A 23,589-nucleotide genomic window follows, 5' to 3' on the forward strand; every position below is an offset into this window, starting at 1 on the left:
GCGTGCGCAAATGCAACGACGGGCAGCGTCGATCCGGAATTCCGGAATCGCGATCCGGATCTCCGGATGCGCGTATCGGCCGCGATCGAAACGCTCGTCGGGCGGCATGGCAAACCGATGCATCCAAGTTGAAAAAGGGATCTGCTGTGATCAAAACGTTACGGGTAATACTGTCGGCGCTCGCGCTGTGCGTCGCCGCGTCGTCCGCGCACGCGGCCGATACGAAGAAGGTCGACGTCCTGCTGGTGGGCGGCGGCATCATGAGCTCGACGCTCGGCGTCTGGCTGCACGAGCTTCAGCCTGACTGGTCGATGACGATGGTCGAGCGACTCGACGGCGTCGCGCTCGAAAGTTCGAACGGCTGGAACAACGCCGGCACCGGCCACTCGGCGCTCGCCGAACTCAACTACACGCCGGAAAAGGCGGACGGCAAGGTCGACATCTCGAAGGCCGTCGAGATCAACGAGTCGTTCCAGATCTCGCGCCAGTTCTGGGCGTGGCAGGTCAGGCAGGGCGTGCTGAAGAACCCGCATTCGTTCATCAACTCGACGCCGCACATGAGCTTCGTGTGGGGCGACGACAACGTCCGCTTCCTGAAGAAGCGCTACGAAGCGCTGCAGGCGAGCCCGCTGTTCCGCGGCATGCAGTATTCGGAAGACTACGACCAGATCAAGCAGTGGGTGCCGCTGATGATGGAAGGCCGCGACCGCAAGCAGAAGGTTGCCGCGACGTGGACGCCGATCGGCACCGACGTGAACTTCGGCGAGATCACGCGCCAGTTCGTCGGCTACCTGAAGACACAGCCGAACTTCACGCTGTCGCTGTCGAGCGAAGTGCGCGAGATCTCGCGCAACGCCGACGGCACGTGGCATGTGTCGTGGGTCAAGCTGCATTCGGATGAAGCGCCGCAATCCGTCGACGCGAAGTTCGTGTTCATCGGCGCGGGCGGCGGCGCGCTGCACCTGCTGCAGGCGTCGGGCATCCCCGAGGCGAAGGACTACGGCGCGTTCCCGGTCGGCGGCTCGTTCCTCGTGACCGACAACCCCGACGTCGTGAAGCAGCACCTCGCGAAGGCGTACGGCAAGGCGTCGGTCGGCTCGCCGCCGATGTCGGTGCCGCACCTCGACACGCGGATCATCGACGGCAAGAAGATCATCCTGTTCGGGCCGTTCGCGACGTTCTCGACCAAGTTCCTGAAGAACGGCTCGTATTTCGACCTGCTCACGAGCACCAACACGCACAACGTCGCGCCGATGATGCGCGTGGGCGTCGACGAATTCCCGCTGGTCCAGTACCTCGCCGGGCAGCTGATGCTGACCGACGACGACCGCTACAACGCGCTGAAGGAATACTTCCCGAACGCGAAGAAGGAAGACTGGCGCCTGTGGCAGGCCGGCCAGCGCGTGCAGATCATCAAGCGCGACCCGGTGAAGGGCGGCGTGCTGAAGCTCGGCACCGAGATCGTCAGCTCGCAGGACGGCAGCATCGCGGGCCTGCTCGGCGCGTCGCCGGGCGCGTCGACGGCCGCGCCGATCATGCTGAACCTGATGAAGAAGGTGTTCAAGGACAAGGTCGCGACGCCCGAGTGGCAGCAGAAGATCCGCCAGATCGTGCCGAGCTACGGCACCAAGCTGAACGACAGCCCGGCGAAGGTCGTCGAGGAATGGACCTACACGAGCGGCGTGCTGCAGCTCTCGCCGCCGCCGAAGATCGACGTCGACGTGCCGTCGCAGGCGACGGGCACCGCACCGGCCCGCCCGGCGAAGGCGTCGGCCGACATGGCGCTGTAAGCATCGAACGCCGCCGCGCCGCACGACACGGCCGCCCTCCGGGGCGGCCGTTTTTCATGGCGCGCACGGGCGGCGGCGCCAGCTTCCGCTAGAATTGCGGCACGCGCGACCCCGTGTCGCCGCCCGATCCATCATCCGCATCGACGCAGTCCAAGCGACCGCCGGTGCGGCCCGCGCCCGAGCCGCGCGAGCGCCGCACACCGTTGCCGCGCCCGCCCGGGCGCGCCACCAACCGAATTCAGCTGGAGAAAGACCGTGTTTACCTGCAGAAACCAGAGCTGCGGCACGCAGTGGGAAACGTCCGACGTCGTCATCAAGGACGAGGGCCAGGGGCTGCTGTTCCGCTGCCCGCTGTGCGGCGCGCGCAACTATCTCGAGCGCTTCGAAGCCGACGACGGCACGATCGTCTACGAACAGATGGAAGGCCGCCCTTACCTCGGAGACCTGGAATGACCCAACCGACCGCAGCGCCCTTCAGCGCGCTGCCGCTCACACCCGCCACGCTCGCCAACCTCGCGCAGCTCGGTTATGTCGACATGACGCCGATCCAGGCCGCGAGCCTGCCGATCGCGCTGGCCGGCCAGGACCTGATCGCGCAGGCGAAGACGGGCAGCGGCAAGACCGCCGCATTCTCGCTCGCGCTGCTGTCGCGCCTCGACGCGCGCCGCTTCGACGTACAGGCGATGATCCTGTGCCCGACGCGCGAGCTCGCCGATCAAGTCGCGCAGGAAGTGCGCCGCCTCGCGCGCGCCGAGGAAAACGTGAAGGTGCTGACGCTGTGCGGCGGCACGCCGATGCGCCCGCAGGCGCAGAGCCTCGAGCACGGCGCGCACATCGTCGTCGGCACGCCGGGCCGCATCATGGATCACCTCGATCGCGGCAACCTGAAGCTCGATGCACTGAACACGCTCGTGCTCGACGAGGCCGACCGGATGCTCGACATGGGCTTCTTCGACGACATCGCGAAGGTCGCGCGGATGTGCCCATCGACGCGCCAGACGCTGCTGTTCTCCGCGACCTATCCGGACGGCATCGTGAAGCTGAGCCAGCAGTTCCTGCGCAATCCGAAGGAAGTGAAGCTCGAGGAGCGTCACGACAACAGCAAGATCCGCCAGCGCTTCTATGAAGTGACCGAGAACGAGCGGCTGCACGCGGTCGGCCAGTTGCTGAACCACTACCGCCCCGTTAGCACGATCGCTTTCTGCAATACGAAGCAGCAGTGCCGCGACCTGCTCGACGTGCTGCATGCGCAGGGCTTCCACGCGCTCGCGCTGCACGGCGAGCTCGACCAGCGCGAGCGCGACCAGGTGCTGATCCAGTTCGCGAACCGCAGCTGCTCGGTGCTGGTAGCAACCGACGTCGCCGCGCGCGGGCTCGACATCGCGCAGCTCGAAGCGGTGATCAACGTCGACGTGACGCCCGACCCGGAAGTGCACGTGCACCGCATCGGCCGCACGGGCCGCGCCGATCAGGACGGCTGGGCGCTGAGCCTCGCGAGCATGGATGAGATGGGCCGCGTCGGCGCGATCGAGCAGGCGCAGAAGCGCGACGTCGAATGGCATCCGCTCGCCGAGCTGAAGCCGGCCGGCGACGATACGCTGCTGCCGCCGATGGAAACGCTGCAGATCCTCGGCGGACGCAAGGACAAGATCCGCCCGGGCGACGTGCTCGGCGCGCTGACCGGCGATGCAGGGTTCGACGGCAAGCAGATCGGCAAGATCAACGTGACCGAGTTCTCCACCTATGTCGCGATCGAGCGCGGCGTCGCGCACGACGCGCTGCGCAAGCTCAATGCGGGGAAGATCAAGGGCAAGCGGGTCAAGGTCCGGTTGATGGACGAGGAGTGACGGGCTGCGGCGCGGACGGTCGCACCGTTTCGCGCCGCCCGGCACTTGCCCGCACCTCACGCCAGTTCCGGATACCCGTGCGCGGCGGCCTCCCGCGCAAACCGCGCAATCGTGTCGTAGTCGTCCGGCGACAGCCGTTCGAATCCCTTCAACCTCAGCATGCGCGAGCGTTCCGCATCGGCCGCGACCGCGCGATCGAGCGCATCCTGCAATGCGGCGACCTGCCTTTCCTCCAGGGCCCGCGAGGCGATAAACGGCAACCCCGGCGCGGATGCCGTCGTGCCGATGATCCGGATCTCCTTCAGCAATTCGGGCAGCGCGTCGCGCACATACGCGAACGTTACGCAGTCGATCGCCGCACAATCGGCCTCGCCCGACGCCAGCGCACGCAACACGTTCAGGTGCGAGCCGAACGGCGTGACCGACCCGAAGAATCTTCCGTCGTGCGCATGCGGCGCGACCGCGTGCCGAAACGCGTTCATTCCGCTGTGCGAATCCCCCCCATTGAATGCGGCCCGCAGCCCGCGACAGCCGGCGAGCGTGGTCGCGCCGCCCGCGTGCGCGCGGGCCGACACGACCAGCACGCTGCGGTAGCGTGCCCGCTGGCAGCCGTCCGCGTCGAAAACCGGCGTCGCGATCAATCTCACGGTGTCGCGCAAGCCAAGCATCCGATACGGATAGCCGCAGGTCTGCGACAGCAGCAGATCGTCGCGTCGCCACAGCGCGTGCAGGTCGTCGAACGGTTCGTCGGGCAGCGCGACGTCCGCCGGGCCGCCCGCGTTCGCGAACGCATCGAGCGCGTCGCGCAGCAGCGCGCGCCACAGCACGGCGTGGCGCGGCGTCACGTTGTACATCGGCAGTTCTGCGATCCATTGGCTCATGCGCGCATTCTACGCATCGGCGCAGGCGCCGCGGAACCCGGTTCGATCGCACGAAAACGGGCACCGAACGCGCCGCGGCGGCCTGAAAGCTTATCGGCCGCGCGACGATAAGCAAATGCGAATCGATTGGTTGGCCGTGCCGCGCCATCCCGGTAACGTCCCGATGCCTGCTCCCGCATCGCCGCCGCGCGCATGCCGGGCAAGCCGACCGTGATCCGCGAGACCCCCGAGCATCCGGGCCGGCTCCGCGCCGCCCGTTCCATCCCGCTTCAGCACCATGGCCGAATACTTCGACGTCGACCACGCGCGCGCGATCGCCGCGCTCGACGCCCGCTTCACCGCCCGCACCGAATGGCCGACCTGGCTGCTGATCGTCGCGATCTACGGCGGCTGGCTCGCCGTGCTGCTGCTCGTGCGCGCGCAGCACCTGTCGCTCGCGGCCGCGACGCCGCCGCTGATCCTGCTCGGCGCGTGGCACCTGTCGCTGCAGCATGAGCTGCTGCACGGCCATCCGACACGTTCCGCCTTCGTGAACAAGCTGCTTGGCTATCCGCCGCTGACGGTCTGGTATCCGTACGCGCTGTATCGCGACACGCACCTCGACCATCATCGCGACGAGGACCTGACCGTGCCCGGCGTCGATCCCGAAACGAACTACGTATCGCGCGAACGCTGGGCGCGGCTGCCGCGCTGGCGTCGCGCGCTGACGGTCGCACGCACGACCTTCGCCGGGCGGCTCGTCGCCGGGCCGCCGCTCGCCATCGCCGCGACATTCGCCGATGCGTTCGCCGCGTTCCGGCGCGGCGACTTCCGCTACCTGCCGATGTGGGCGACGCACGCTGCATGCGTGGTCGCGCTGCTCGCGTGGCTGCAACGGGCGATCGGCGTGCCGTGGTGGTACTACCTGCTGGCGGTCGCGTGGCCCGCGCTGTCGCTCGCGATGATCCGCTCGCTGTACGAGCACCGCGCCGCACGGCATCCGAAGGCGCGCATCGCGATCAACGAAGCCGGCTTCGCGATGCGACTGCTGTACTTGAACAACAACTATCACCTCGTCCATCACGACCTGCCGAAACTGCCGTGGTACGACCTGCCGCGCGCGTACCGGATGCGGCGCGACGCGTATGCGGAAAAATGCGGCGGCTTCGTGATCCGCGGCGGGTATCGCGAGCTGCTGGCGCGCCACGCGTGGACGCCGACCGATGCGCCGGTGCATCCGTTCGATCAGGGCACGGCATCGCTGTCGACGGGTGGCGCGGTGAAGGTGGCGGTGGTCGACAAGGTTCTGCAGATCAGTACGTGACGTTCGACGGCGCCGCACGTCGTCGTGAAGCCGCCCGATTCGACGATACAGGCGCAAGGCCGCACGCCATGCCGATCCGTCCACGCCAGCGCGGATTCCTTACGAAATGCCGACAAGGCTGAGGCACGTCGGCGAATTGCCAATCGCGTAGGCAATGCCCAGAATGGCGGGTCATCCGGGGTTCGCAAAACAAGCCATTCGCCCCGGCTCCGCCCGTGGCCGGGCATCCCACTCTCCGACGACGATGCAACCGAACACCCCGCCCGGCGCGATCCGCGCGATCGGCAACGACTGGTCCGTTTCCGCGATCACCGCGGGGTTTCTCGCGGTGCTGATTTCCTACGCGGGCCCGCTCGCGATCTTATTCCAGGCCTCGCAGGCGGCTCACGCGTCGAACGCGATGGTGTCGTCGTGGGTCTGGGCGATCTCGATCGGCGCGGGCGTATCGGGCCTGTTCGCGAGCTGGAAGCTGAAGGTGCCCGTCGTGACCGCGTGGTCGGCGCCCGGCACCGCGCTGCTCGTCGGCCTGTTTCCGCAACTGACGCTCAACCAGGCCATCGGCGCGTACATCACGGCCGCGCTGATCATCCTGCTGATCGGCGTGACCGGCTATTTCGACCGGCTCGTGCGCCACATTCCGCGCGGCATCGCGTGCGGGATGATGGCCGGCATCCTGCTGCCGTTCGGCACGCATGCATTCGCCGCCGCATCGGAACAGCCTGCGCTCGCGTTCGGGATGATCGCGGCCTACGTGATCTTCAAGCGCCTGCTGCCGCGCTACAGCATCGTGCTCGTGCTGCTCACCGGCGCCGCGCTCGCGACGCTGCTCGGCATGACGCATCTCGGCAACGTGTCGCCGAGCATCGCGCGGCCGATCTTCATCTCGCCCGAATGGACGCTCGGCACGACGCTCAGCCTCGCGCTGCCGCTCGTCGTCGTCAGCCTCACCGGCCAGTTCCTGCCGGGGATGACGATCCTGCGCGTGTCCGGCTATCGCACGAGCGCGCGCCCGATCATCACGGCGACCAGCGTGATGTCGCTCGCCGTCGCGTGCTTCGGCGGGATCACGATCGTCGTCGCGGCGATCACCGCCGCGCTCTGCACGGGCAAGGACGCGCACGAGGATCCGGACCGGCGATACGTCGCCGGGCTCGCGAACGGCGCGTTCTACCTGATCGGCGGACTCTTCGCGGGCACGATCGTCACGGTGTTCTTCGCGTTGCCGAAGGCGTTCGTCGCGATCCTCGCGGGGCTCGCGCTGATCGGTGCGATCGGCGCGAACGTGCACGGGATCTTCGAGGACGAGAACCACCGCGAAGCGTCGGTGATCACGTTCCTCGCGACCGCGTCGGGGATGACGTGGCTCGGGCTCGGCGCCGCGTTCTGGGGGATCGTTATCGGGTCGCTTTCGTATGCGGTACTGAACAAGGTGCGGCGACCCGCGTGATACACGTTGCGCCCGTCCTGCATGCCGCTCGGCGCCGCTGCGATCATCGCGCGTGCTGGCGCACCAGTTGCGCGAGCGCATCCGCCAGCGTCGTCGTGCCGTAAAGCCGCTCCGACACGCCGGCCTCGACGTCGATCTGCCCGGCGTTGTGCACGTCGTACAGATCGACGATCAGTTGTGCATGGCGTTCGCTGAGGCCCGCGCGCAGCAGCGTCTCGTTCCAGGTGTCGCGCGGCAGCTCGTGCGCGACGATCGCGCGGCCGGCCGCCGTGCCGAGCGTATCCGCGATCGCCGTCACGCTCACCCGCCGCGGCCCTTCGATGCTGACGATGCGCGGCCTGTTGGCGCCTTCGGGCGCATCGAGCAGCAGCCGCGCCGCGACGACGCCTACATCGGGCGCCCAGACCGTCGGAAATACCTTGGCCACCGGATGATGAAAGCTCGGCAGCACACCGGTCCCGAGCGCGACCGGCAGGATCCGCGTCCAGTTCTGCAGATGCTCGGCCGAACGCAGCAGCGTCAGTTTCGTCGGGATCGTCTTGAGCCGTTCCTCGAAGTAATGAAAGAGGCGCGTGATGCCCGTATTGCCGTCGCGCTCCGCGCCGTAGTCCGACAGCGCAAGCAACGCCGGCGGCGGGTTCGCGGCGAGCGCGGCGGTCGCGACGTCGATTGTCCGCTCCATCGTCGCGGCAGGATCGGGGTCGGCGACGGGCACCGGGCACAGAAGCTGCACGGCCCGCGCACCGTCGATCGCCGACGCGACCGCGCGCTCATCCGTCAGCGCCGCGATCGCCACGTCGCAGCCGAGCTGCGCGAAACGCTCACGATGGCGCACGTCGTGCAGCACCGCGCGCACGGGATGGCCGGCATTGCGCAAGGTTGTTACGGTCGACAAGCCGACGTTGCCTGATGCACCGAAGATCACGAACACGATCCGCTCCTGGGGGATGAAGGTGTGGTGATTGTCGGCATGCGCGGCCGGGACGGCGCGCAGGGAGGGATGATTCGGACAGGAAAGGATGAAGGATTGTGTGGTGGTGGCGGCGACGCGTATTGCCCGCTTCGTTGCCGCTCACTTTGAATCGTACGGTCTGCCGATGACGGACAGCGACACGCCTGCGATGAATGAACCGTTCACGCAGAAGGCATTGCGGCTCAACAGGCCGACGGTGCAGCGGTAAGTACGCCGTTGCAGTCGCGTTTTCTGCATTTGAACGACTGGCACGGCGAAGAAATTGTGAGCTTTGATCCGTACGCCATCCCGCCGGCAACGCCGGCCGGATGAACGCGCGTGGGCCGGCGCGTTGCGGTATGGGCACCGGCCGCCAATGACCGCTATGCGTGCGCCGCCGGGCGAGCGCGCGAGCGCGCACGCGTTGGTGCGGGAGCAGGCGCCGACGCCGATTCGGCCGCTGGCGCGGCCGGAGCTACGGTCAGGTGCAATCCCAGCGCGCTGACAACCTTCATGATCGTTGCGAATTCGGCGTTTCCACCTTCCGACAGTGCGCGGTAGAGCGCTTCACGCTTCACGCCAGATTCGCGCGCCAGCGCCGTCATACCGCGTGCCTTCGCGACATTCCCGAGCGCGGCCTGGATCAGCCGCGGATCCCCATCTTCGAACGCTTGCGCCAGGTAGTGACGAATCGTTTCCTCGTCCTTCAGGTACTTCGAGCCGTCGAATTCGGCCAGTTCGCTTATTTTCATACTCAATCCTCCAGTTCGCCGGCGATTTGCTTCGCCACCCTGATGTCCTTCTTCTGGGTCGACTTGTCCCCACCGCACAACACCACGACGATGATTTTCCCGCGTCGCACGAAGTAGGCTCGATATCCCGGCCCTACATCGATCTTCATTTCGTTGACGCCGTCGCCGACTGCCCGCCATTGGCCGAGGTTGCCGAGCTTTGCCCGCTCGATGCGCAAGTTGATCGCCGCGCAACCGACAGGGTCGCGAAGCCCATCGAGCCATTCATCAAATTGGGGAGTGGTCAGGACTTTGAACATGAAGCCATTGTAACCCATAGGGGACAATCTGGCTGCCGAGTTTTCTCGATCTCACGCTCGCTGGTCCAACATGGTTGGTCCTGGGACATGCCGTTGCACGCACTGGAGATCGGTGCACACGCCCGCTGCACGGCGCTTGCGTGATCGACGAAGGCGCCACAGATTTCAGCGTCGACGGCAAGCCAGCCGCATCCGACGGGCACTAGACTCCATGCGCGCGACGTTAAGCTCTTCGAGCTGCTACTCCAGACGAACATAAACCGCGCAGCAGATCGAGCATCAGAGCTCGATCCCGGCGAGAGAATCGACACTCACACGTCGCCCCCGCTACCCTCACCACCGTAAGCCAGCCGCAGCCCGCCCCGAGCCCCCGACCGCACAATCTCCATCGGCGTCGCACCAAGCACGCGATTCATCCAGTTCGCCATGTGGCTCTGGTGCGCGAAACCGGCTTCGAGCGCGATCTGGCTGATGCTGAGCCGGCCTTCGAGCAGCAGCGCCTTCGCACGCTCGACCCGGCGCCGCACGACGTACTGGTGCACGGGCATCCCGAGCGTTTCGCGGAACAGCACCTTGAAATGCGGCACGCTGATCGATACGAGCGCCGCGAGTTCGGCAAGCGTCAGGCGCCGGTCGAGATTCGCTTCGACATAGTCGATTACGCGCGCTGCCGCCTTCGGCGCGAGCGTGCGCCGGCGCTCGCGGAACGCCGGCTGGCTGTCGACCAGCCGCGTGACGAGCGCCGTGCACAGGCTTTCCGCATAAAGCGGATCCGACGCGTCTTCCGCTTCGAGCTCGGCGGCCATCGCCCACGCGATGTGCTGCAGGCGCGGGTCGCGCACCTGCAGCCGGCGGCGGATCTGCGCCTGCGACGGCTTCAGCTCCAGATGCTCGAAGGTCCGCCGCACGAACGTGTCGCTGAGCATGATGTGCAGGATCCGGCAGTCGGCGCTGTCGGTCCACTGGCCGGGCAGGCCGGCCGGAATCACGTCGACGTCGCCATGCGCCTGGATGCGCGACACACGCTCGCCGTCGCACACGCAGTCCGCTCGAACCGGGCCGCCGATATGCACGCCGATGCGGTGATGGTCGGCCGCCGGAATCCGGTACGTGCCGGCGCGAATGTCGAGCAGCGCCGCGCCGAAGCCCCGCCAGCCGAGCCCGCGGCTGGAACGCAGGCTGACCGGCACGCCGTTGTCCGGCGGCGCGGCAAGAATCGCATCGCTCATGGCTTGGCTCCAGCAGATCGTGTATCGAACGCGCATTGTGACGCGTTTTCGGCCGGCGTGCCGGGCCTGCGGGGGCTGTATCCGGACGGACAGAAAAAGATCATCCGTTTCTGCTCAGGACGATCCTTGCGTGCGCGCCGGCAGGCGCCGCGACGCTTACGATCGCACCATCCGACACCTCCGGAGACCGTCATGCCCCATTGCTGTCCGCAACGCGCCGCGCTCACCGCGCTATCGCCGTCCTCTGCCACCCGCCCTTCATCCGGCCCGCGCTCCCGCAACGCCAGCACCGCCATCGCCGCCTGGTGCCTGCGTATCGTCGGCTGGTATCGGCTCGAACGGCTGCTCGCGTCGATTCCCGACAGCAACGACGACTTCGGGCTAGTCTGACCGAGCGGCCGCCCGGCCGACGTCATCCACCTACTTGCGCCGCCGCTCGTGCGGCGCCACCGTCGCGCCGTCGATCACCGGCGCGCCCTGCTTGATCAGGAAGTCGCGAAACAGCCCCGTCACCTGCGAGATTCGCCGGTCGGCGAGCGTGACCACATACCATTCGCGCTCGATCGGGTTGCCGGGGAACGGCAGTTGCCCGAGCAGCCCCGTGCGCAGTTCGAGTGCACACGCGTGCAACGACAGGAACGCAATGCCGAGCCCCGCTTCGGCCATCTGCTTGATGGCCTCGTTGCTCGACAATTCGGACCCCACATGGAAGCGGTAGCCGGCCGTCTTGAACAGGCTCTCGACGGTCGAGCGCGTGCCCGCACCGCGTTCGCGCACGAGCAGGTGCGCGGATTCGAGATCCTTCAGCGCGACGCGCTTGCGCTGCATCAGCGGATGGCCGGGTGCCGCGACGAACACCATCGGATGCTTCGCGAACTCGACCGCGTGCGTGCGAAGCTCCTTCGGCGCGCTGCCCATCACCGCGAGATCGATTTCATGCGTCGCGAGCATGCGGATGATGTCGTCGCGGTTGCCGACCTTGAAATACGTCTTCACATGCGGGCGCGTCGCGGTGAATTTGACGAGCAGCGGCGGGATCAGGTACTCGGCCGTCGTGATCGCGCCGATCCGCAGCGTACCGCCGAGATCGCCCGTCAGCGCGGCCACTTCGTCGCCGGCCTCGCTCCACAGATGCAGGATCTCGCGCGCATAGCGCGACACGATCTCGCCGGCCGCGGTCAGCTGCACGCCGCGCCCCACCCGCTGCAGCAACGCGGCGCCCACGGCCTCCTCGAGCAGGCGAACCTGCAGCGACACGGCCGGCTGCGTCAGGTTCAACTCCTCGGCCGCGCGCGACACGCTGCCGAGCCGCGCAATCATGTCCAGCGCCTTCAACTGCCGGAACGTCGCGGTCTTTCCTATAAGTGAATACATATGAGTCGCTTATAAACATTAAATTGTTCGACTGGGTTCGAAACTATATCGTCGGTTCTTGAGCAATGTCATCCGAATCGTCATCAGCGGGAGCCCAACATGGACAACATCACGCCCAACCTTGCAACGGACCGCGCGCCGCGCATGCCGCGCATGCCGCGCATCGTGATCGTCGGCGGCGGCGCCGGCGGCCTGCAGCTCGCCACGCGTCTCGGCGATACGGTCGGACGCCGCGGGCAAGCCGAAGTCGTGCTCGTCGATCGCTATCCGACGCACTTCTGGAAGCCGTTGCTGCACGAAGCCGCATCGGGCCATCGCGACCCGGCATCCCACACGATCGAATACGCGGCGCAGGCCAAGCGTCACGGCTTCCGCTTCGTGCAGGGCGCGCTGCAGCAGGTCGACCGCGCGGCCCGCACGGCGACGATCGCGGGCGTGCAGGACGCGGACGGCACGGAAATCCTGCCGCAGCGCGAGCTCGGTTATGACGATCTCGTGCTGGCGGTCGGCAGCGTGACGAACTTCTTCAACGTGCCGGGCGCCGCACGCCATGCGCTGCCGCTCGAAAACCTCGACCAGGCCGAGGATTTCCGCCGCAAGTTTCTCGCGGCCTGCACGAAGGCGAATCATCAGGCCGAGCAGCATCCGGCGAAGCGCGCGGCGCCGATCTGCATCAACGTGATCGGTGCGGGCGCGACGGGCGTCGAGCTGGCCGCCGCGCTGCGGCACGCGATCCAGCAACTGACGACGTACCGCTTCAAGGCGCTGGTGTCCGCGCGCGACGTGCACATCCGGCTGATCGAAGGCGGCCCGCGCATCCTGCCGGCGCTCGACGCGCGGCTGTCCGCGAAGATGCATGCGCAGCTTCGCGCGCTGAATGTCGACGTGCTGACCGATACGCGCGTCGCGGAAGTGAGCGCCGATGCCGTGACGACCGCGACGGGGGAACGGCTCGAGAGCGACATCACGATCTGGGCGGCCGGCGTCGCGGGGCCTGCGATCCTGCGGGAGATCGGCGACATCGCGCTCAATCGCTCGAACCAGGTGATCGTGACCGACACGCTGCAAACGCCCGACGATCCGCACGTGTATGCGTTCGGCGACTGCGCCGCGTGCCCGTCGGCCGGCGCGAGCGGCTTCCTGCCGCCGCGCGCACAGGTCGCGCACCAGCAGGCCGTGTATCTGGTCCATGCATTCGCACGCCGCGTCGCCGGCAAGCCGGTGGCCGGCTTCACGTTCCGCGATGCGGGCACCGTCGTGTCGCTCGGGCACGCCGGCGCCGTGTACCAGGCCGACCTCGGCGTGCGTTCGCGCTCGCTGATCGTCGACGGGCTCGCCGCGATCGGACTGTACAAGTTCCTGTACCGCAAGCACCTGTTCAGCGTGTACGGCACGAAGCGCGCGCTGTTCCAGTCGCTGAGCCACTGGCTGCAAAGCCGCAACCAGCCGTCGATCAAGCTGCACTGATCGCCTGCCGACACGCGACAGCGCATGACGGCGTATCGGGCACGCATCGCCCGATACGCCGTTTTTTCACATGCATATGACCGGTGCATGCGCAACGTGCGCGAGTTTGGTGCATCACATTGAAAGCTGTCGATACGATGCATTGCGTGAAAAAACATTGCGCGACACGCATCCCGCGCCCACGTTGGCTCACAACCCGATTCATTAGTCGAATCGTATGAGTCGGATAAAAATATTAATTGGTTGCATATTCCGGATCGACGCTAAGGTGTGTGGCATTCCCGTCGGCGAACGGATCATCACGTTTCTGAAGAGGAATCACCGTGGTTATCGAAGCCATCGTCACCCGTCTCGACGCTGCATTCGCACAGATCGAAGCAACACCGGATTCGCGCGAATCGCGCCATCAGCGCGACGCAATCATCCAGTGGCTCGACCGTGCGTCGGAAGAAGGATATCGACTCGGTCTCGTCACGACGCTGCCGGCCGCACGGCTCAGCGACATGTTCGAAGGCCAGTTCGGCCGCGCGAACCTCGACCGCTTCTCGGTCGTCGTCACGGACGCCAATCAGCAGGACTCCGGATCAAACCAGCATCCTTTCGACGTGGCGCTGCAAGCGCTCGGCGTGCCGCCCGAACGTGCGGTGGCGATTGCGAGCAGCGAACCGGAACGCCGCGAAGCCGAGCACTTCGGCCTGTCGCGCTGCGTGAACATCACCGATACGGTGCGCTCGATCGCATCGGCCGGCCTGCACTGAACGCCGGCACACGGGCCGGCGGCAGTCGGCCATCGTCGATCGGTCCGCAATCCGACGATTGCCCGACTCGATCCTGACATTCTGCTGTCAAAGTCGCTTGCAACACTTCCGGGCTTGAACGATCTCCCCCGGAAACGGAACGACGCGATACCGCATCGTCCCGCCCGTTACACGCCACGATGACACGCCCGACCCACACCACCGCCGTACTCGCAATCGCCTGCCTGCTGCTTGCCGCCTGCGGCGGGGAAACCTCGACACCGCCCGCCACCTCGACCGACAACAGCGGCTCGACGCCCACACCGCAGCCGCAACCTCAGCCAACGCCGGTTCCCGCAACCTACTACCAGACGAAGACGCCGTACCGCCCGCAGCAGGACGCCGCGACGTACGAAGCGCCGCCCGCCGGCTACGCGCCTGTCTACGCCGAACTCGTCGCACGCCACGGCTCGCGCGGGCTGTCGGGCTTCAAGTACGACGGCGCGATCTACGCGATGCTGGTCAAGGCCGAGGCCGACGGCGCGCTGACCGCGCTCGGCGCGCAACTCAAGGCCGATACGTACGCGATGATGAAGGCCAATGCGCTGCTCGGTTACGGTGTGCCGGGCATCTCGACGCCCGGATACGGCAATCTCACGCAAACCGGCATCCGCGAACACCAGCAGCTCGCCGCGCGTCTCGCGCAGCGGCTGCCCACGCTGTTCTCGGCGGGCAACCGGCAGGTTGTCGTCGTCAACTCGGGCCAGGATCGCGCGGTCGACAGCTCGACGTTTTTCTCCGCGGCGCTCGTCGCCGCGCAGCCGGCGCTGGCCGCCGCGATCACGCTGCCGGCCGCGCCGTCCGGCTATCCGGCGAACGCACCGGCCGCGCAGCCGGCCGGCACCAACCGCTTCCTGCTGTATTTCCATTCGCTGAAACCGGCCACCGATCTCGTGACCGATGCGAGCGATCCGAACTACGCGACCTATCAGGCAAGCCAGGCCTACCAGGCCTACGCGAACGACGCGACGGTGGCCGCGAAGCTGAAGGCGATCAAGGCCGCACCGCAAGCGGCCGACGTTGCGCAAACGGTGCTGTCCGCGCTGGTATCGCCGGCGTTCATCGCGAAGCTCGGCACCGACGGCTACACGTTCGCGAACACGGGAACCCATGCATTCACGTCGGCGGACGGCAAATTCACCAACACGCTGAAGGGCGACGGCAAGACGAAGATCGCGACGGCCGTCGATGCGGTGAACGTGCTGTACAACCTGTTGCAGATCGCGCCTGCGATGAAGGCGGAAACCGGCGGCGTCACGATGGAGAAATACATCGGCGCGGAGCAGGCACAGTATCTGGCCTATCTGCAGGATGTCGAGGACTACTACCAGAAGGGGCCCGGCATCCAGGAAGCGAACCCCGTCACGTACCGGATGGCGAAGGTGCTGCAGGACGACTTCTTCGGCGAAGTCGACGCGATCGCGCGCGGCGACCTGACCCGCGCCGCGAAGCTGCGCTTCACGCATGCGGAGATCGTGATTCCGTTCGCGTCGATCATGAACCTGAAGAACGTGTTCGTGCCGACGCCGCAGGCGCAGACCTATACCTATGCGAACAACCCGTGGCGTGGCGACCAGGTGTCGCCGATGGCCGCGAACGTGCAGTGGGATGTCTATCGCAACGGGTCGCGGCTGATCGTGAAGATGCTGTACAACGAGCGCGAGACGGATTTCCAGGCCGCGTGCGACGGCGCGAAGATCGCGCCGGGCAGCCACTTCTATGACTATGCGGGGCTGAAGCAGTGTTACGGGTATCAGTGATGTGACGAGCGGTGCGCGCGTCGCGCGCGGATGAGAGGATGAGCAGGGCGCCGCGGCATCGACGAACTCGCGTCCGCCCGCGCGGTCGAACATGCATCGCCGGAGATTCCCATGAAACGCGTTGCCGCTGTCGCTGTCCTGACCCTGCTTGCCGCCGTCAGCTTGCCGGCAGCCGCCGGCGCATCATCGTCCGGCGCCGATGCGCCGGTTCCGGTTCAAGCAAACGCAAAAAATTGCGTCCCGTCCCGAGACGCCGCACACGCCCCCCGCTTCCCGTCGAAGGCGCCGCCGATCCGCGTATGCGTCGGCGATTCCGACACGCAACTGAACCTGCCGTGGTTCCTGACCGATGTCCTCACCGCGGTCGACACGCACCAGTCGCCCGGCGACCTGCTTCACAAGATGCGCAACGATTTCTGAATCGCGACCGGTGCGACGCGCCGGCACCGCATCGATCATTCGACGTCGGACCGCTTCAGCACCTGCATGAACGTGCCTACGATACCGGCCCGCATCGCAGGATCGGCACTGCGATCGAGCAGCCCCGGCCATTCCTGTCGTTCACCTTTCGACAGCACTCCATGCTTTCCGCTGATCGCGTCGTGCGCGGCGTACCGCGCGGCCGACTTCGCGCAGCGACCGCTCATGCACCGGCATTGGATCGACGAAAACGGCGCCGCGCAGAAATATTTCCTGTCGAGATGTAATCACAAAACTACACCATTTGTTGAATAACAATATTTCGGAATCTCGCGTCGCGCCTTATACTTGGCGCGCACCATCCTCGTGCCAAGAGAAGGTGTCTTTCGTCCCGGCCGCACGATCCTGCGGCCGGGGTTTTTTTCGGTGTGCTCCCGTCAACGTACATGCGCAACAGGCACATGTCATGGACGAGAGCCGCCGGATGAATGGCCGATCGCGAGGTGCCGCCGCCCATGGCCCTCACGACCGTTGAATCGATCAGCATCGGGATATCGGCGCGCGCCGTATTGCCGGACCCGGCATGACGCATGCTTGCCGTTTGCGCATCGACCGGTTCGGCCTGCGTCTCCATGCGAACAACACCAAAGGCAACTGCGGGAATGTCGGCGCTCACGCCAGGCTCTAAGCCAGTTTTCCAGCGCAGCGGCGCGTGGCCGCGGGTTGTCTTTTTCGTTACGCTAATCGTTTGCGTGCTCGTGCCGACCTTGGCGATCGTGCTTGCCGATCGCTACGCGCGCGATGCCGTCGCCACTCACGAGCGCGTCACCGCGAACGACATCGTGGCATCGGTGGACCGCATCCTCGACGGCGTTCGTCTGCGACATGCGGACGAACTGACCGCGCTCGTCGGGCGGCCATGCGCGACGATCTTCCGGACGCTGGCCGAAGTGGGCACTCGCCTGCGCTACCTGCGTGCCGTCGGGTTGGTGAACCACGGTCGCGTCACGTGCTCGTCGGCGCTCGGCGCGATCGACGTGCCGCTCGACGCATACACGCGCGAGCCGGAACCGGGATCGACAAGCGTCACGCTGTTGCGCCAGACACCGTTTCAGCACGGCATTCCGGCGCTGTCCGTGTTTCGCGCCACCGCGCGCGGCGCGGGTGTTCTCTACCTGATCGAGGGCGACTACGTGGCCGACGCGCTCGCGCGCGGCGCCCATCACGGCACGGAAACCGCGACGCTGTCGATCGCAGGTTCGGGCCATCTCGACCAGCATGGAAAGTACGCGCCGGAATCGGACGCCGGCCTCGCAGACGGAAGCACGATCGCGTCGCACCGATGGCCGTTCATGGTGTCGGTCGCCGCGTCGACGCACTACGCGTCGCAGGTCCAGCGCCACTATCGGTTGATCTGCATGACGATCGCGCTGCTCGCCGATGGCCTCGTGATGGCCGCCTACCTGCTGGCGATGGCGCCGCGGCGGCTGTTGCTGAAGGCCGTTCGCCAAGCGCTCAGGCGCAACGAGTTCCATGTCGTGTACCAGCCGATCGTCGACGTCCGGACGTGCAGGACAGTCGGCGTCGAGGCGCTGCTGCGCTGGCACCATCCGAAATGGGGGTCAATCAGCCCGGCCCTGTTCATCCCGCAGGTCGAATCGAGCACGATCCTGCCGAAGGTGACCGAATTCGTGCTGCGGACGGCCGTGTCCGAACTGACCGCGCTGACGCCGTCCGTGCCGCTGCGCATCGCCGTAAACGTCTCGCCGAAGGATCTCGAAAGCGCGCGATTCGTGTCCATCGTCGACGAAGCAATCCGCTCGCTGCCGCCCGGCTTTACGCTGGTGCTCGAAGTCACCGAGCGCATCCTGCTCGAAAAGAACGCACGGACCACCGCGATATTCCATGCGCTCAAGTCGAAAGGCGCGAAGTTCGCGATCGACGATTTCGGCACGAATCACAGCAATCTCGACATGCTGTCGCGCTTTCCATTCGACTACGTGAAGATCGATCGCCAGTTCATCGCACGACTGAGCGATGGCGGCGCAGGGCTGATCGAGGGGATCGCCGCCGTCGCGCATTACTACGGCTTGAAGATCATCGCCGAAGGCGTGGAGACCGAAGCACAGCATTGCGCGCTGGAGGCGATCGGGATTCAGTATGCGCAAGGCTACCTGTATCAGTGGCCGCAGCCGGCGGAGAACCTGAGGCGCGATTGCGCATGGGCGTAGCGGCGTTGCCGCCGAGGTGCGCGGCCATATTGAGCGCACCTCGAACGCTCAATCCTGCGCGACAGCCGCCTGCTCGATGCCGGCCGCTTCCGGGCGATGCCCGAGCCGCGCCGAAATCGCCTGCCCCGATTCCTTCAGCAATGCGATGTAATGCGCCTTCGTATCCGCGCCGCAGCGCATCGTCGGAAACGAAATCGACAGCCCCGCGATCACGCGGCCGAAACGATCGAACACGGGCACGGCAAGACACATCAGGCCGTCTTCCTGTTCTTCGTTGTCCTCGCCGTAGCCCTGCTGCCGCACATGCGGCAGGATGCTCATCACCGCGTCCGCCGACGACAGCGTCTTCGCGGTCGACTTCCTGAACTCGATGCCGGCCAGCACCGCACGCGCCTCGTCGGGCGACATCCACGCGAGCAGCACCTTGCCGATCGCCGTGCTGTAGAGCGGATTGCGCCGGCCGATCCGCGACTGCATGCGCAGCCCGTAATCGGCGTCAATTTTGTGGATGTAGATGATCGCGTCCTCGTCGAATGCGCCGAGGTGCACGGCTTCGCGCGTCAGTTGCCCGATGCGGCGCATCTCGAGATCAGCCTCGCGCACGAGGTCCACGCTCTCCAGCGCCTTGCTGCCGAGCTCGAACAGCCGGATCGTCAGCCGGTAGCGGTCGGTCTCGCCTTCCTGCGCGACATAGCCGAGTGTCTTGAGCGTTTGCAGGAAGCGATGGACCGTCGTCTTCGACATGCCGAGCTGTTGCGACAGCTCGCTGATGCCGATCTCGCGGCGATCGCCGAGCGCCGCGAGGATCGTGAAAACCTTCCCGACGGCCGCGACCGAATCGACCTTCTCCCCGGTGCCGGCCGCCGACGGGTCGGCCTGCGGTGCCATGTTCGCCTGATCGCACTTGCGCTGCCTGGGCGTTGCTGTCATGTCCGTGAACCCATGAGATGCGAAACGGGAGAGCATAACGCGTCCGCCGCGCGATACGGTCAGCGCGCGAGCCACCCGCCGTCGACGGCGAGCGTGTGGCCGTGCACGTAGTCCGACGCACGCGATGCGAGGAACACGGCCGCGCCCGCGAGATCGTCGGGCACGCCCCAGCGGCCGGCCGGGATGCGGCCGAGGATTTCGTCGCTGCGCCGGCTGTCCTCGCGCAGCTGCGCGGTGTTGTCGGTCTCCATGTAGCCGGGCGCGATCGCGTTCACGTTGATGCCGCGCGCCGCCCATTCGTTCGCGAGCAGCCGCGTGAGGCCCAGCACGCCGCTCTTCGACGCCGTGTACGACGGCACGCGGATGCCGCCCTGGAACGACAGCATCGACGCGATGTTCACGATCTTGCCGCCGCGCCCCTGCCGCAACATCTGCCGCGCAACCGCCTGCGACAGAAAGAACACGCTTTTCAGGTTCACGTCGACGACGGCGTCCCAGTCCGCCTCGGTGAAATCGAGCGCATCGCAGCGGCGGATCATGCCCGCGTTGTTGACGAGGATGTCGACGTGACCGAAGGCATCGACCGCGCCGCCGACGATCTGCTCGACCGGCTCCAGCGTCGACAGGTCCGCGCGCACATCGACGAAGCGCCGCCCGGCCGCTGCGACGCGTGCCGACGTCGCATCCGGCGCCGAGCGGTTCGCACCGACGATGTCGCAGCCGGCCGACGCGAGCGCGACAGCCATCGCCGCGCCGAGCCCCGTGTTGCAACCGGTGACGATCGCGACCTTGCCGGTCAGGTCGAACAGGCCGGCGAATACGGAACGCGCATCGGTGGAAGGAAGATCGGGGTTGTCGCGTTTCATGGTGTCAGCGCAGGTCGGCGACGGCGATATGGTCCATGTCCTTGAACACCTGGTTCTCGCCGACCATCCCCCAGATGAACGTGTACGCCTTCGTGCCGACGCCCGAGTGGATCGACCAGCTCGGCGAGATCACCGCCTGCTCGTTGTGCACGACCACGTGGCGCGTTTCCTGCGGTTCGCCGAGCATGTGGAACACGGCCGCATCGTCGACAAGGTTGAAGTAGAAATACACCTCCATCCGGCGCTCGTGCGTATGGCACGGCATCGTGTTCCACAGGCTGCCCGGCTCGAGCTTCGTCATCCCCATCGATAGCTGGCACGTGGGCAGCACGTCGGGCACGATGAACTTGTAGATCGTGCGGCGATTGCTCGTCGCCGCATCGCCGAGCGTTTCGGGCAACGCCTGCGCAAGCGTGATGGTGCGCGTCGGATACGCGGTGTGCGCGGGCGCGCAGTTCACGTAGAACTTCGCGGGATGCGCGCGATCGTCGCTGCCGAACACAACGCCCTGCCCGCCTTGCCCGATGTAGATCGCCGCCTCGGTGCCGACCGCGTGACGCTGCCCGTCGACCTCGACCCAGCCGGGCCCGCCGATGTTGATCGCGCCCAGTTCGCGCCGCTCCAGCAGATGGCTCACGCCCATCGCGGCGCCGAGCGACGCAGGCACCTCGACCGGCCGCGTGGCCGGCCACGCGCCGCCGACGATGATGCGGTCGATATGGCTGTAGGTGAGCGACAGCGCGTCCGGCGCGAACAGGTTTTCCACCAGGAAATGCCGGCGCAGGCCGGCCGTATCGAGCGCTTTCGCGTGTTCGCTGTGTATGCCCTGCCGCACTTCCATGCCGGTTCTCCGTGGGGGATGGACACGCCGCCGATGCCTGTGCGGCCGACGGTCATACGATGAATTGAAGCACAAATTGTGCAGATTCGGAACGACGAACCGAATTCTCCGCGTCGCGCCACTGTGCAATTAATCCCTTTTTATCAGCAATTTATTGAATTACGGGTATACGACTATCAGACAAATTCATAAAAACGGACCGACGTTCCGAATCATGTCCTATAGTCAGTCAGCAGACATCATTTGACAACGGGACGCATCGACGTCCACGGAGGAGACGTGAAGCTGAAACAGGCCATCGACCGTATTCCCGGCGGGCTCATGCTGGTTCCGATGCTGCTCGGCGCGTGCGTGCATACGTTCGCGCCGAATGCCGGGAAGTACTTCGGCTCGTTCACCAACGGCCTGATCGCGGGCACGGTGCCGATCCTCGCCGTGTGGTTCTTCTGCATGGGCGCGACGATCAACCTGCGCGCGACGGGCGTCGTGCTGCGCAAATCGGGCACGCTGCTCGCGACGAAGATCGTGGTCGCGTGGCTCGCGACGTTGATCGCCGCGCAGTTCATCCCCGACGACGGCATCCGGACGGGCCTGTTCGCGGGCCTGTCGCTGCTCGCGATCACGACGTCGATGGACATGACCAACGGCGGCCTCTATGCGGCCGTGATGCAGCAGTACGGCAGCAAGGAGGAAGCCGGCGCGTTCGTGCTGATGTCGATCGAATCGGGGCCGCTCGTCAGCATGCTGATCCTCGGCGCGGCCGGCGTCGCGGTGTTCGAGACGCGGCTGTTCGTCGGCGCGGTGCTGCCGTTCCTGATCGGCTTCACGCTCGGCAACCTCGATGCGGACCTGCGCGAGCTGTTCGGGCGCTGCGTGCATCCGCTGATCCCGTTCTTCGGCTTCGCGCTCGGCAACGGCATCGATCTCAACGTGATCGCGAAAAGCGGCCTGCCGGGCATCGCGCTCGGGCTCGCGGTGATCGTCGTGACTGGGGTGCCGTTGATTCTTGCCGACAAATTCGTCGGCGGCGGCAACGGCACGGCCGGGCTCGCGGCGTCGTCGACGGCCGGCGCCGCGGTCGCGAACCCGGCGATCATCGGCGAGATGATTCCGAAGTTCAAACCGATGGTGCCGGCCGCGACCGCGATCGTCGCGACTGCGTGCCTCGTTACGGCGATTCTCGTGCCGATTCTGACGGCGATGTGGGCGAAGCGGGTGGCGCGGATATCAGGGGCGCCGGTGGTGGTTGCCGGGCGAGCGGCGCGCGGGGGAGTGGTCGAGCATGAGGGGCATGTGTGAGGGGCAGGTGTGAGGGGGCGTCGGGAACTGTAATCTTCCGGTGATCCGCCGTCGTGCCGTGCGCCGGCGAATCGCCCCCATCCACGTTCGGCTTCTACGACGACGGCATTCCCTGAGACGTTTCCACAATGTCGCGGCCAACAGGAGCGTAGAACACGCGGAACCACACCCAGTAAGCCACAAAGGCTCCGCCGAGAACAACGATCGCCATCATTCCGGACAACACACTCACCCCAAGCAGGCTGCCCAGCGAGTGCAACGCCAAATAGAACAAAACCGAAACGGATGCCATCGCCGCGAGCGATGCGCCCAGCAGACGCCAGCCGTACAGTCGAACGAGATCACGAGGCAGGCCGAGCCTCGCTCCCGCAAAAACCAATGCTGCTGGAACGGCAACCGCGCCAACGTAGCTGAACATCACACGCGCGAGGTCGTCGTCAAAGTTGTCGAGCAACATCGGCACCGTCCAGGTCATCAAAAGCAGCCATACGCTTGCGAACAGCCAGGCCGCGAGGCCTGCAATGTACCGCGCTGCGTGACCGCGAGGCGCCTCGGGCAACGCATCGTTGCGAAACATGCGCGTGACGAACCACCACGCAAGCCAGGCCACGAACGCATAGAGGACGGCACTCACCGGCGCGATGAGCTTCACGATGGCCGTCAGATGGGTGCCATTGCCGGCCAGACTTAGCACCACCGCCTGGATGATGAATATCTGCGCGATCTGCCAGACCAGCAGGCATAACGCATAGACCGTCAGCAGCCACGCGGGGCGCCGGAACGCAAGCTGATCGCGATGCTCCCCGTGCCATCGAACAATCAGATAAACCAGGCCAGTTCGAAACACCAGGTTCTCGATGAAACTGGCCAGTTGCAAAGCCACCGTCTGCGAGGTTGGCGAGAACTTCGTCAATTGCACGTAGAGACCGGATAGAAACAGCACCGTGATGATGAGCGCTGCGACGAGAGCCGCCGCAACGGGTAACGAGACGGGCCGGGTGGGCGAATTCATGTGGACTCCGGGGTCAATGAGGCTATGGTGGGGATTCTCGTGCCGATTCTGACTTCGATGTAGGCAAAGCGCCGGGCGCGAGGGTGCCAGTG

The 23,589-nt window shown here is 66.1% G+C and carries 25 protein-coding genes; 14 read left to right on the top strand and 11 right to left on the bottom strand.

All coding sequences use genetic code 11. The features are described 5' to 3' along the window. The first annotated feature begins 128 nt into the window (after positions 1 to 128). The 3 genes from mqo to dbpA all read left to right on the top strand — a co-directional run bounded on the left by mqo (position 129) and on the right by dbpA (position 3,637). Complete coding sequence (mqo, locus tag BT264_RS08865) at positions 129 to 1,790, top strand: malate dehydrogenase (quinone) (protein ID WP_177318362.1); 1,662 nt, start codon at positions 129 to 131, stop codon at positions 1,788 to 1,790. 255 nt (positions 1,791 to 2,045) lie between these two features. After that, positions 2,046 to 2,243: a hypothetical protein gene (locus BT264_RS08870; protein ID WP_072438116.1), complete on the top strand. Its 198-nt coding sequence runs from the start codon at positions 2,046 to 2,048 to the stop codon at positions 2,241 to 2,243. Continuing rightward, complete coding sequence (dbpA, locus tag BT264_RS08875) at positions 2,240 to 3,637, top strand: ATP-dependent RNA helicase DbpA (protein ID WP_072438114.1); 1,398 nt, start codon at positions 2,240 to 2,242, stop codon at positions 3,635 to 3,637. The genes BT264_RS08870 and dbpA overlap by 4 nt, the downstream gene beginning before the upstream one ends. Positions 3,638 to 3,693: 56 nt before the next feature. Here the strand turns inward: dbpA and BT264_RS08880 are convergent, their stop codons facing one another. Next, positions 3,694 to 4,518 (bottom strand): phosphate/phosphite/phosphonate ABC transporter substrate-binding protein, encoded by an 825-nt coding sequence (locus tag BT264_RS08880; protein WP_072438112.1) that lies wholly within the window; start codon positions 4,516 to 4,518, stop codon positions 3,694 to 3,696. Between the two features lie 277 nt (positions 4,519 to 4,795). Between BT264_RS08880 and BT264_RS08885 the strand changes: the two genes are divergently transcribed. Next, entirely contained in the window at positions 4,796 to 5,821 is a 1,026-nt protein-coding gene (locus BT264_RS08885) for a fatty acid desaturase (protein WP_072438110.1), read from the top strand. A gap of 244 nt (positions 5,822 to 6,065) precedes the next feature. Next, positions 6,066 to 7,268 carry a benzoate/H(+) symporter BenE family transporter gene (locus BT264_RS08890; RefSeq protein ID WP_072438108.1) on the top strand — a complete coding sequence of 401 codons (1,203 nt, stop codon included), beginning with the start codon at positions 6,066 to 6,068 and terminating at the stop codon, positions 7,266 to 7,268. A 43-nt stretch (positions 7,269 to 7,311) separates the two neighbouring features. Here the strand turns inward: BT264_RS08890 and BT264_RS08895 are convergent, their stop codons facing one another. Next, complete coding sequence (locus BT264_RS08895) at positions 7,312 to 8,199, bottom strand: NmrA family NAD(P)-binding protein (protein WP_072438106.1); 888 nt, start codon at positions 8,197 to 8,199, stop codon at positions 7,312 to 7,314. Between the two features lie 88 nt (positions 8,200 to 8,287). On the opposite strand from BT264_RS08895, the gene BT264_RS39125 reads away from it, so the two are divergent. Then, the gene (locus BT264_RS39125) at positions 8,288 to 8,449 is read left to right on the top strand and encodes a hypothetical protein (RefSeq protein ID WP_177318361.1); all 162 of its coding nucleotides are present in this window, start codon (positions 8,288 to 8,290) and stop codon (positions 8,447 to 8,449) included. Positions 8,450 to 8,603: 154 nt separating this feature from the next. On the opposite strand, the gene BT264_RS08900 is transcribed toward BT264_RS39125, so the two are convergent. Further along, the gene (locus tag BT264_RS08900; protein ID WP_072438104.1) at positions 8,604 to 8,972 is read right to left on the bottom strand and encodes an addiction module antidote protein; all 369 of its coding nucleotides are present in this window, start codon (positions 8,970 to 8,972) and stop codon (positions 8,604 to 8,606) included. Positions 8,973 to 8,974: 2 nt separating this feature from the next. Then, positions 8,975 to 9,271, bottom strand: a complete 297-nt coding sequence (locus BT264_RS08905; protein WP_072438503.1) for a type II toxin-antitoxin system RelE/ParE family toxin — start codon at positions 9,269 to 9,271, stop codon at positions 8,975 to 8,977. A 74-nt stretch (positions 9,272 to 9,345) separates the two neighbouring features. On the opposite strand from BT264_RS08905, the gene BT264_RS08910 reads away from it, so the two are divergent. Further along, a complete protein-coding gene (locus BT264_RS08910) occupies positions 9,346 to 9,477 on the top strand; it encodes a PAAR domain-containing protein (protein ID WP_072438102.1) in 132 nt (43 codons plus the stop codon). A gap of 105 nt (positions 9,478 to 9,582) precedes the next feature. On the opposite strand, the gene BT264_RS08915 is transcribed toward BT264_RS08910, so the two are convergent. After that, positions 9,583 to 10,500, bottom strand: a complete 918-nt coding sequence (locus BT264_RS08915; RefSeq protein WP_072438100.1) for an AraC family transcriptional regulator — start codon at positions 10,498 to 10,500, stop codon at positions 9,583 to 9,585. Positions 10,501 to 10,692: 192 nt separating this feature from the next. On the opposite strand from BT264_RS08915, the gene BT264_RS08920 reads away from it, so the two are divergent. Further along, entirely contained in the window at positions 10,693 to 10,890 is a 198-nt protein-coding gene (locus BT264_RS08920; protein WP_072438098.1) for a hypothetical protein, read from the top strand. Between the two features lie 30 nt (positions 10,891 to 10,920). Here BT264_RS08920 and BT264_RS08925 read toward each other — a convergent pair whose 3' ends face one another. Further along, positions 10,921 to 11,874: a LysR family transcriptional regulator gene (locus BT264_RS08925; RefSeq protein ID WP_047901940.1), complete on the bottom strand. Its 954-nt coding sequence runs from the start codon at positions 11,872 to 11,874 to the stop codon at positions 10,921 to 10,923. A gap of 99 nt (positions 11,875 to 11,973) precedes the next feature. Here BT264_RS08925 and BT264_RS08930 point away from each other — a divergent pair, with 99 nt between their 5' ends. The 4 genes from BT264_RS08930 (at position 11,974) to BT264_RS08945 (ending at position 16,318) form a co-directional block, all read left to right on the top strand. Next, entirely contained in the window at positions 11,974 to 13,341 is a 1,368-nt protein-coding gene (locus tag BT264_RS08930) for an NAD(P)/FAD-dependent oxidoreductase (RefSeq protein WP_072438096.1), read from the top strand. Between the two features lie 323 nt (positions 13,342 to 13,664). After that, the gene (locus BT264_RS08935) at positions 13,665 to 14,099 is read left to right on the top strand and encodes an HAD family hydrolase (RefSeq protein ID WP_072438094.1); all 435 of its coding nucleotides are present in this window, start codon (positions 13,665 to 13,667) and stop codon (positions 14,097 to 14,099) included. A gap of 179 nt (positions 14,100 to 14,278) precedes the next feature. Continuing rightward, entirely contained in the window at positions 14,279 to 15,898 is a 1,620-nt protein-coding gene (locus BT264_RS08940) for a histidine-type phosphatase (RefSeq protein WP_072438092.1), read from the top strand. Between the two features lie 111 nt (positions 15,899 to 16,009). Beyond that, entirely contained in the window at positions 16,010 to 16,318 is a 309-nt protein-coding gene (locus BT264_RS08945) for a hypothetical protein (protein WP_072438090.1), read from the top strand. Positions 16,319 to 16,613: 295 nt separating this feature from the next. Here BT264_RS08945 and BT264_RS38005 read toward each other — a convergent pair whose 3' ends face one another. Further along, the gene (locus BT264_RS38005; RefSeq protein WP_177318360.1) at positions 16,614 to 16,994 is read right to left on the bottom strand and encodes a hypothetical protein; all 381 of its coding nucleotides are present in this window, start codon (positions 16,992 to 16,994) and stop codon (positions 16,614 to 16,616) included. On the opposite strand from BT264_RS38005, the gene BT264_RS08955 reads away from it, so the two are divergent. Continuing rightward, positions 16,909 to 18,549, top strand: a complete 1,641-nt coding sequence (locus BT264_RS08955; RefSeq protein ID WP_371287098.1) for an EAL domain-containing protein — start codon at positions 16,909 to 16,911, stop codon at positions 18,547 to 18,549. The two genes, BT264_RS38005 and BT264_RS08955, sit on opposite strands and share 86 nt — an antisense overlap. Before the next feature lie 48 nt (positions 18,550 to 18,597). On the opposite strand, the gene kdgR is transcribed toward BT264_RS08955, so the two are convergent. Genes kdgR through kduI form a run of 3 tightly spaced genes read right to left on the bottom strand, consistent with a single transcriptional unit; the run spans position 18,598 to position 21,186 of the window. After that, complete coding sequence (gene kdgR, locus BT264_RS08960) at positions 18,598 to 19,479, bottom strand: DNA-binding transcriptional regulator KdgR (protein WP_072438084.1); 882 nt, start codon at positions 19,477 to 19,479, stop codon at positions 18,598 to 18,600. A gap of 59 nt (positions 19,480 to 19,538) precedes the next feature. Continuing rightward, positions 19,539 to 20,345, bottom strand: a complete 807-nt coding sequence (kduD, locus tag BT264_RS08965; RefSeq protein ID WP_072438082.1) for a 2-dehydro-3-deoxy-D-gluconate 5-dehydrogenase KduD — start codon at positions 20,343 to 20,345, stop codon at positions 19,539 to 19,541. 4 nt (positions 20,346 to 20,349) lie between these two features. After that, positions 20,350 to 21,186 carry a 5-dehydro-4-deoxy-D-glucuronate isomerase gene (gene kduI / locus BT264_RS08970; RefSeq protein ID WP_072438080.1) on the bottom strand — a complete coding sequence of 279 codons (837 nt, stop codon included), beginning with the start codon at positions 21,184 to 21,186 and terminating at the stop codon, positions 20,350 to 20,352. A 279-nt stretch (positions 21,187 to 21,465) separates the two neighbouring features. On the opposite strand from kduI, the gene kdgT reads away from it, so the two are divergent. Further along, positions 21,466 to 22,485, top strand: a complete 1,020-nt coding sequence (gene kdgT, locus BT264_RS08975; protein ID WP_072438078.1) for a 2-keto-3-deoxygluconate transporter — start codon at positions 21,466 to 21,468, stop codon at positions 22,483 to 22,485. Between the two features lie 94 nt (positions 22,486 to 22,579). On the opposite strand, the gene BT264_RS08980 is transcribed toward kdgT, so the two are convergent. Then, the gene (locus tag BT264_RS08980) at positions 22,580 to 23,497 is read right to left on the bottom strand and encodes a hypothetical protein (protein ID WP_072438076.1); all 918 of its coding nucleotides are present in this window, start codon (positions 23,495 to 23,497) and stop codon (positions 22,580 to 22,582) included. Positions 23,498 to 23,589: the final 92 nt, after the last annotated feature.

It is taken from the genome of Burkholderia sp. NFPP32 (assembly GCF_900119325.1).
GTDB classification, from domain to species: Bacteria; Pseudomonadota; Gammaproteobacteria; order Burkholderiales; family Burkholderiaceae; genus Burkholderia; species Burkholderia pyrrocinia_C.

Bases quoted from the DNA above. Each gene is read 5' to 3' on its own strand.
- dbpA (WP_072438114.1), top strand. From the start codon at position 2,240: ATGACCCAACCGACCGCAGCGCCCTTCAGCGCGCTGCCGCTCACACCC.
- BT264_RS08880 (WP_072438112.1), bottom strand. From the start codon at position 4,518: ATGAGCCAATGGATCGCAGAACTGCCGATGTACAACGTGACGCCGCGC.
- BT264_RS08885 (WP_072438110.1), top strand. From the start codon at position 4,796: ATGGCCGAATACTTCGACGTCGACCACGCGCGCGCGATCGCCGCGCTC.
- BT264_RS08890 (WP_072438108.1), top strand. From the start codon at position 6,066: ATGCAACCGAACACCCCGCCCGGCGCGATCCGCGCGATCGGCAACGAC.
- BT264_RS39125 (WP_177318361.1), top strand. From the start codon at position 8,288: ATGAAGGATTGTGTGGTGGTGGCGGCGACGCGTATTGCCCGCTTCGTT.
- BT264_RS08900 (WP_072438104.1), bottom strand. From the start codon at position 8,972: ATGAAAATAAGCGAACTGGCCGAATTCGACGGCTCGAAGTACCTGAAG.
- BT264_RS08905 (WP_072438503.1), bottom strand. From the start codon at position 9,271: ATGTTCAAAGTCCTGACCACTCCCCAATTTGATGAATGGCTCGATGGG.
- BT264_RS08915 (WP_072438100.1), bottom strand. From the start codon at position 10,500: ATGAGCGATGCGATTCTTGCCGCGCCGCCGGACAACGGCGTGCCGGTC.
- BT264_RS08920 (WP_072438098.1), top strand. From the start codon at position 10,693: ATGCCCCATTGCTGTCCGCAACGCGCCGCGCTCACCGCGCTATCGCCG.
- BT264_RS08925 (WP_047901940.1), bottom strand. From the start codon at position 11,874: ATGTATTCACTTATAGGAAAGACCGCGACGTTCCGGCAGTTGAAGGCG.
- BT264_RS08930 (WP_072438096.1), top strand. From the start codon at position 11,974: ATGGACAACATCACGCCCAACCTTGCAACGGACCGCGCGCCGCGCATG.
- BT264_RS08940 (WP_072438092.1), top strand. From the start codon at position 14,279: ATGACACGCCCGACCCACACCACCGCCGTACTCGCAATCGCCTGCCTG.
- BT264_RS08945 (WP_072438090.1), top strand. From the start codon at position 16,010: ATGAAACGCGTTGCCGCTGTCGCTGTCCTGACCCTGCTTGCCGCCGTC.
- BT264_RS08955 (WP_371287098.1), top strand. From the start codon at position 16,909: ATGCTTGCCGTTTGCGCATCGACCGGTTCGGCCTGCGTCTCCATGCGA.
- kdgR (WP_072438084.1), bottom strand. From the start codon at position 19,479: ATGACAGCAACGCCCAGGCAGCGCAAGTGCGATCAGGCGAACATGGCA.
- kduD (WP_072438082.1), bottom strand. From the start codon at position 20,345: ATGAAACGCGACAACCCCGATCTTCCTTCCACCGATGCGCGTTCCGTA.
- kduI (WP_072438080.1), bottom strand. From the start codon at position 21,186: ATGGAAGTGCGGCAGGGCATACACAGCGAACACGCGAAAGCGCTCGAT.
- BT264_RS08980 (WP_072438076.1), bottom strand. From the start codon at position 23,497: ATGAATTCGCCCACCCGGCCCGTCTCGTTACCCGTTGCGGCGGCTCTC.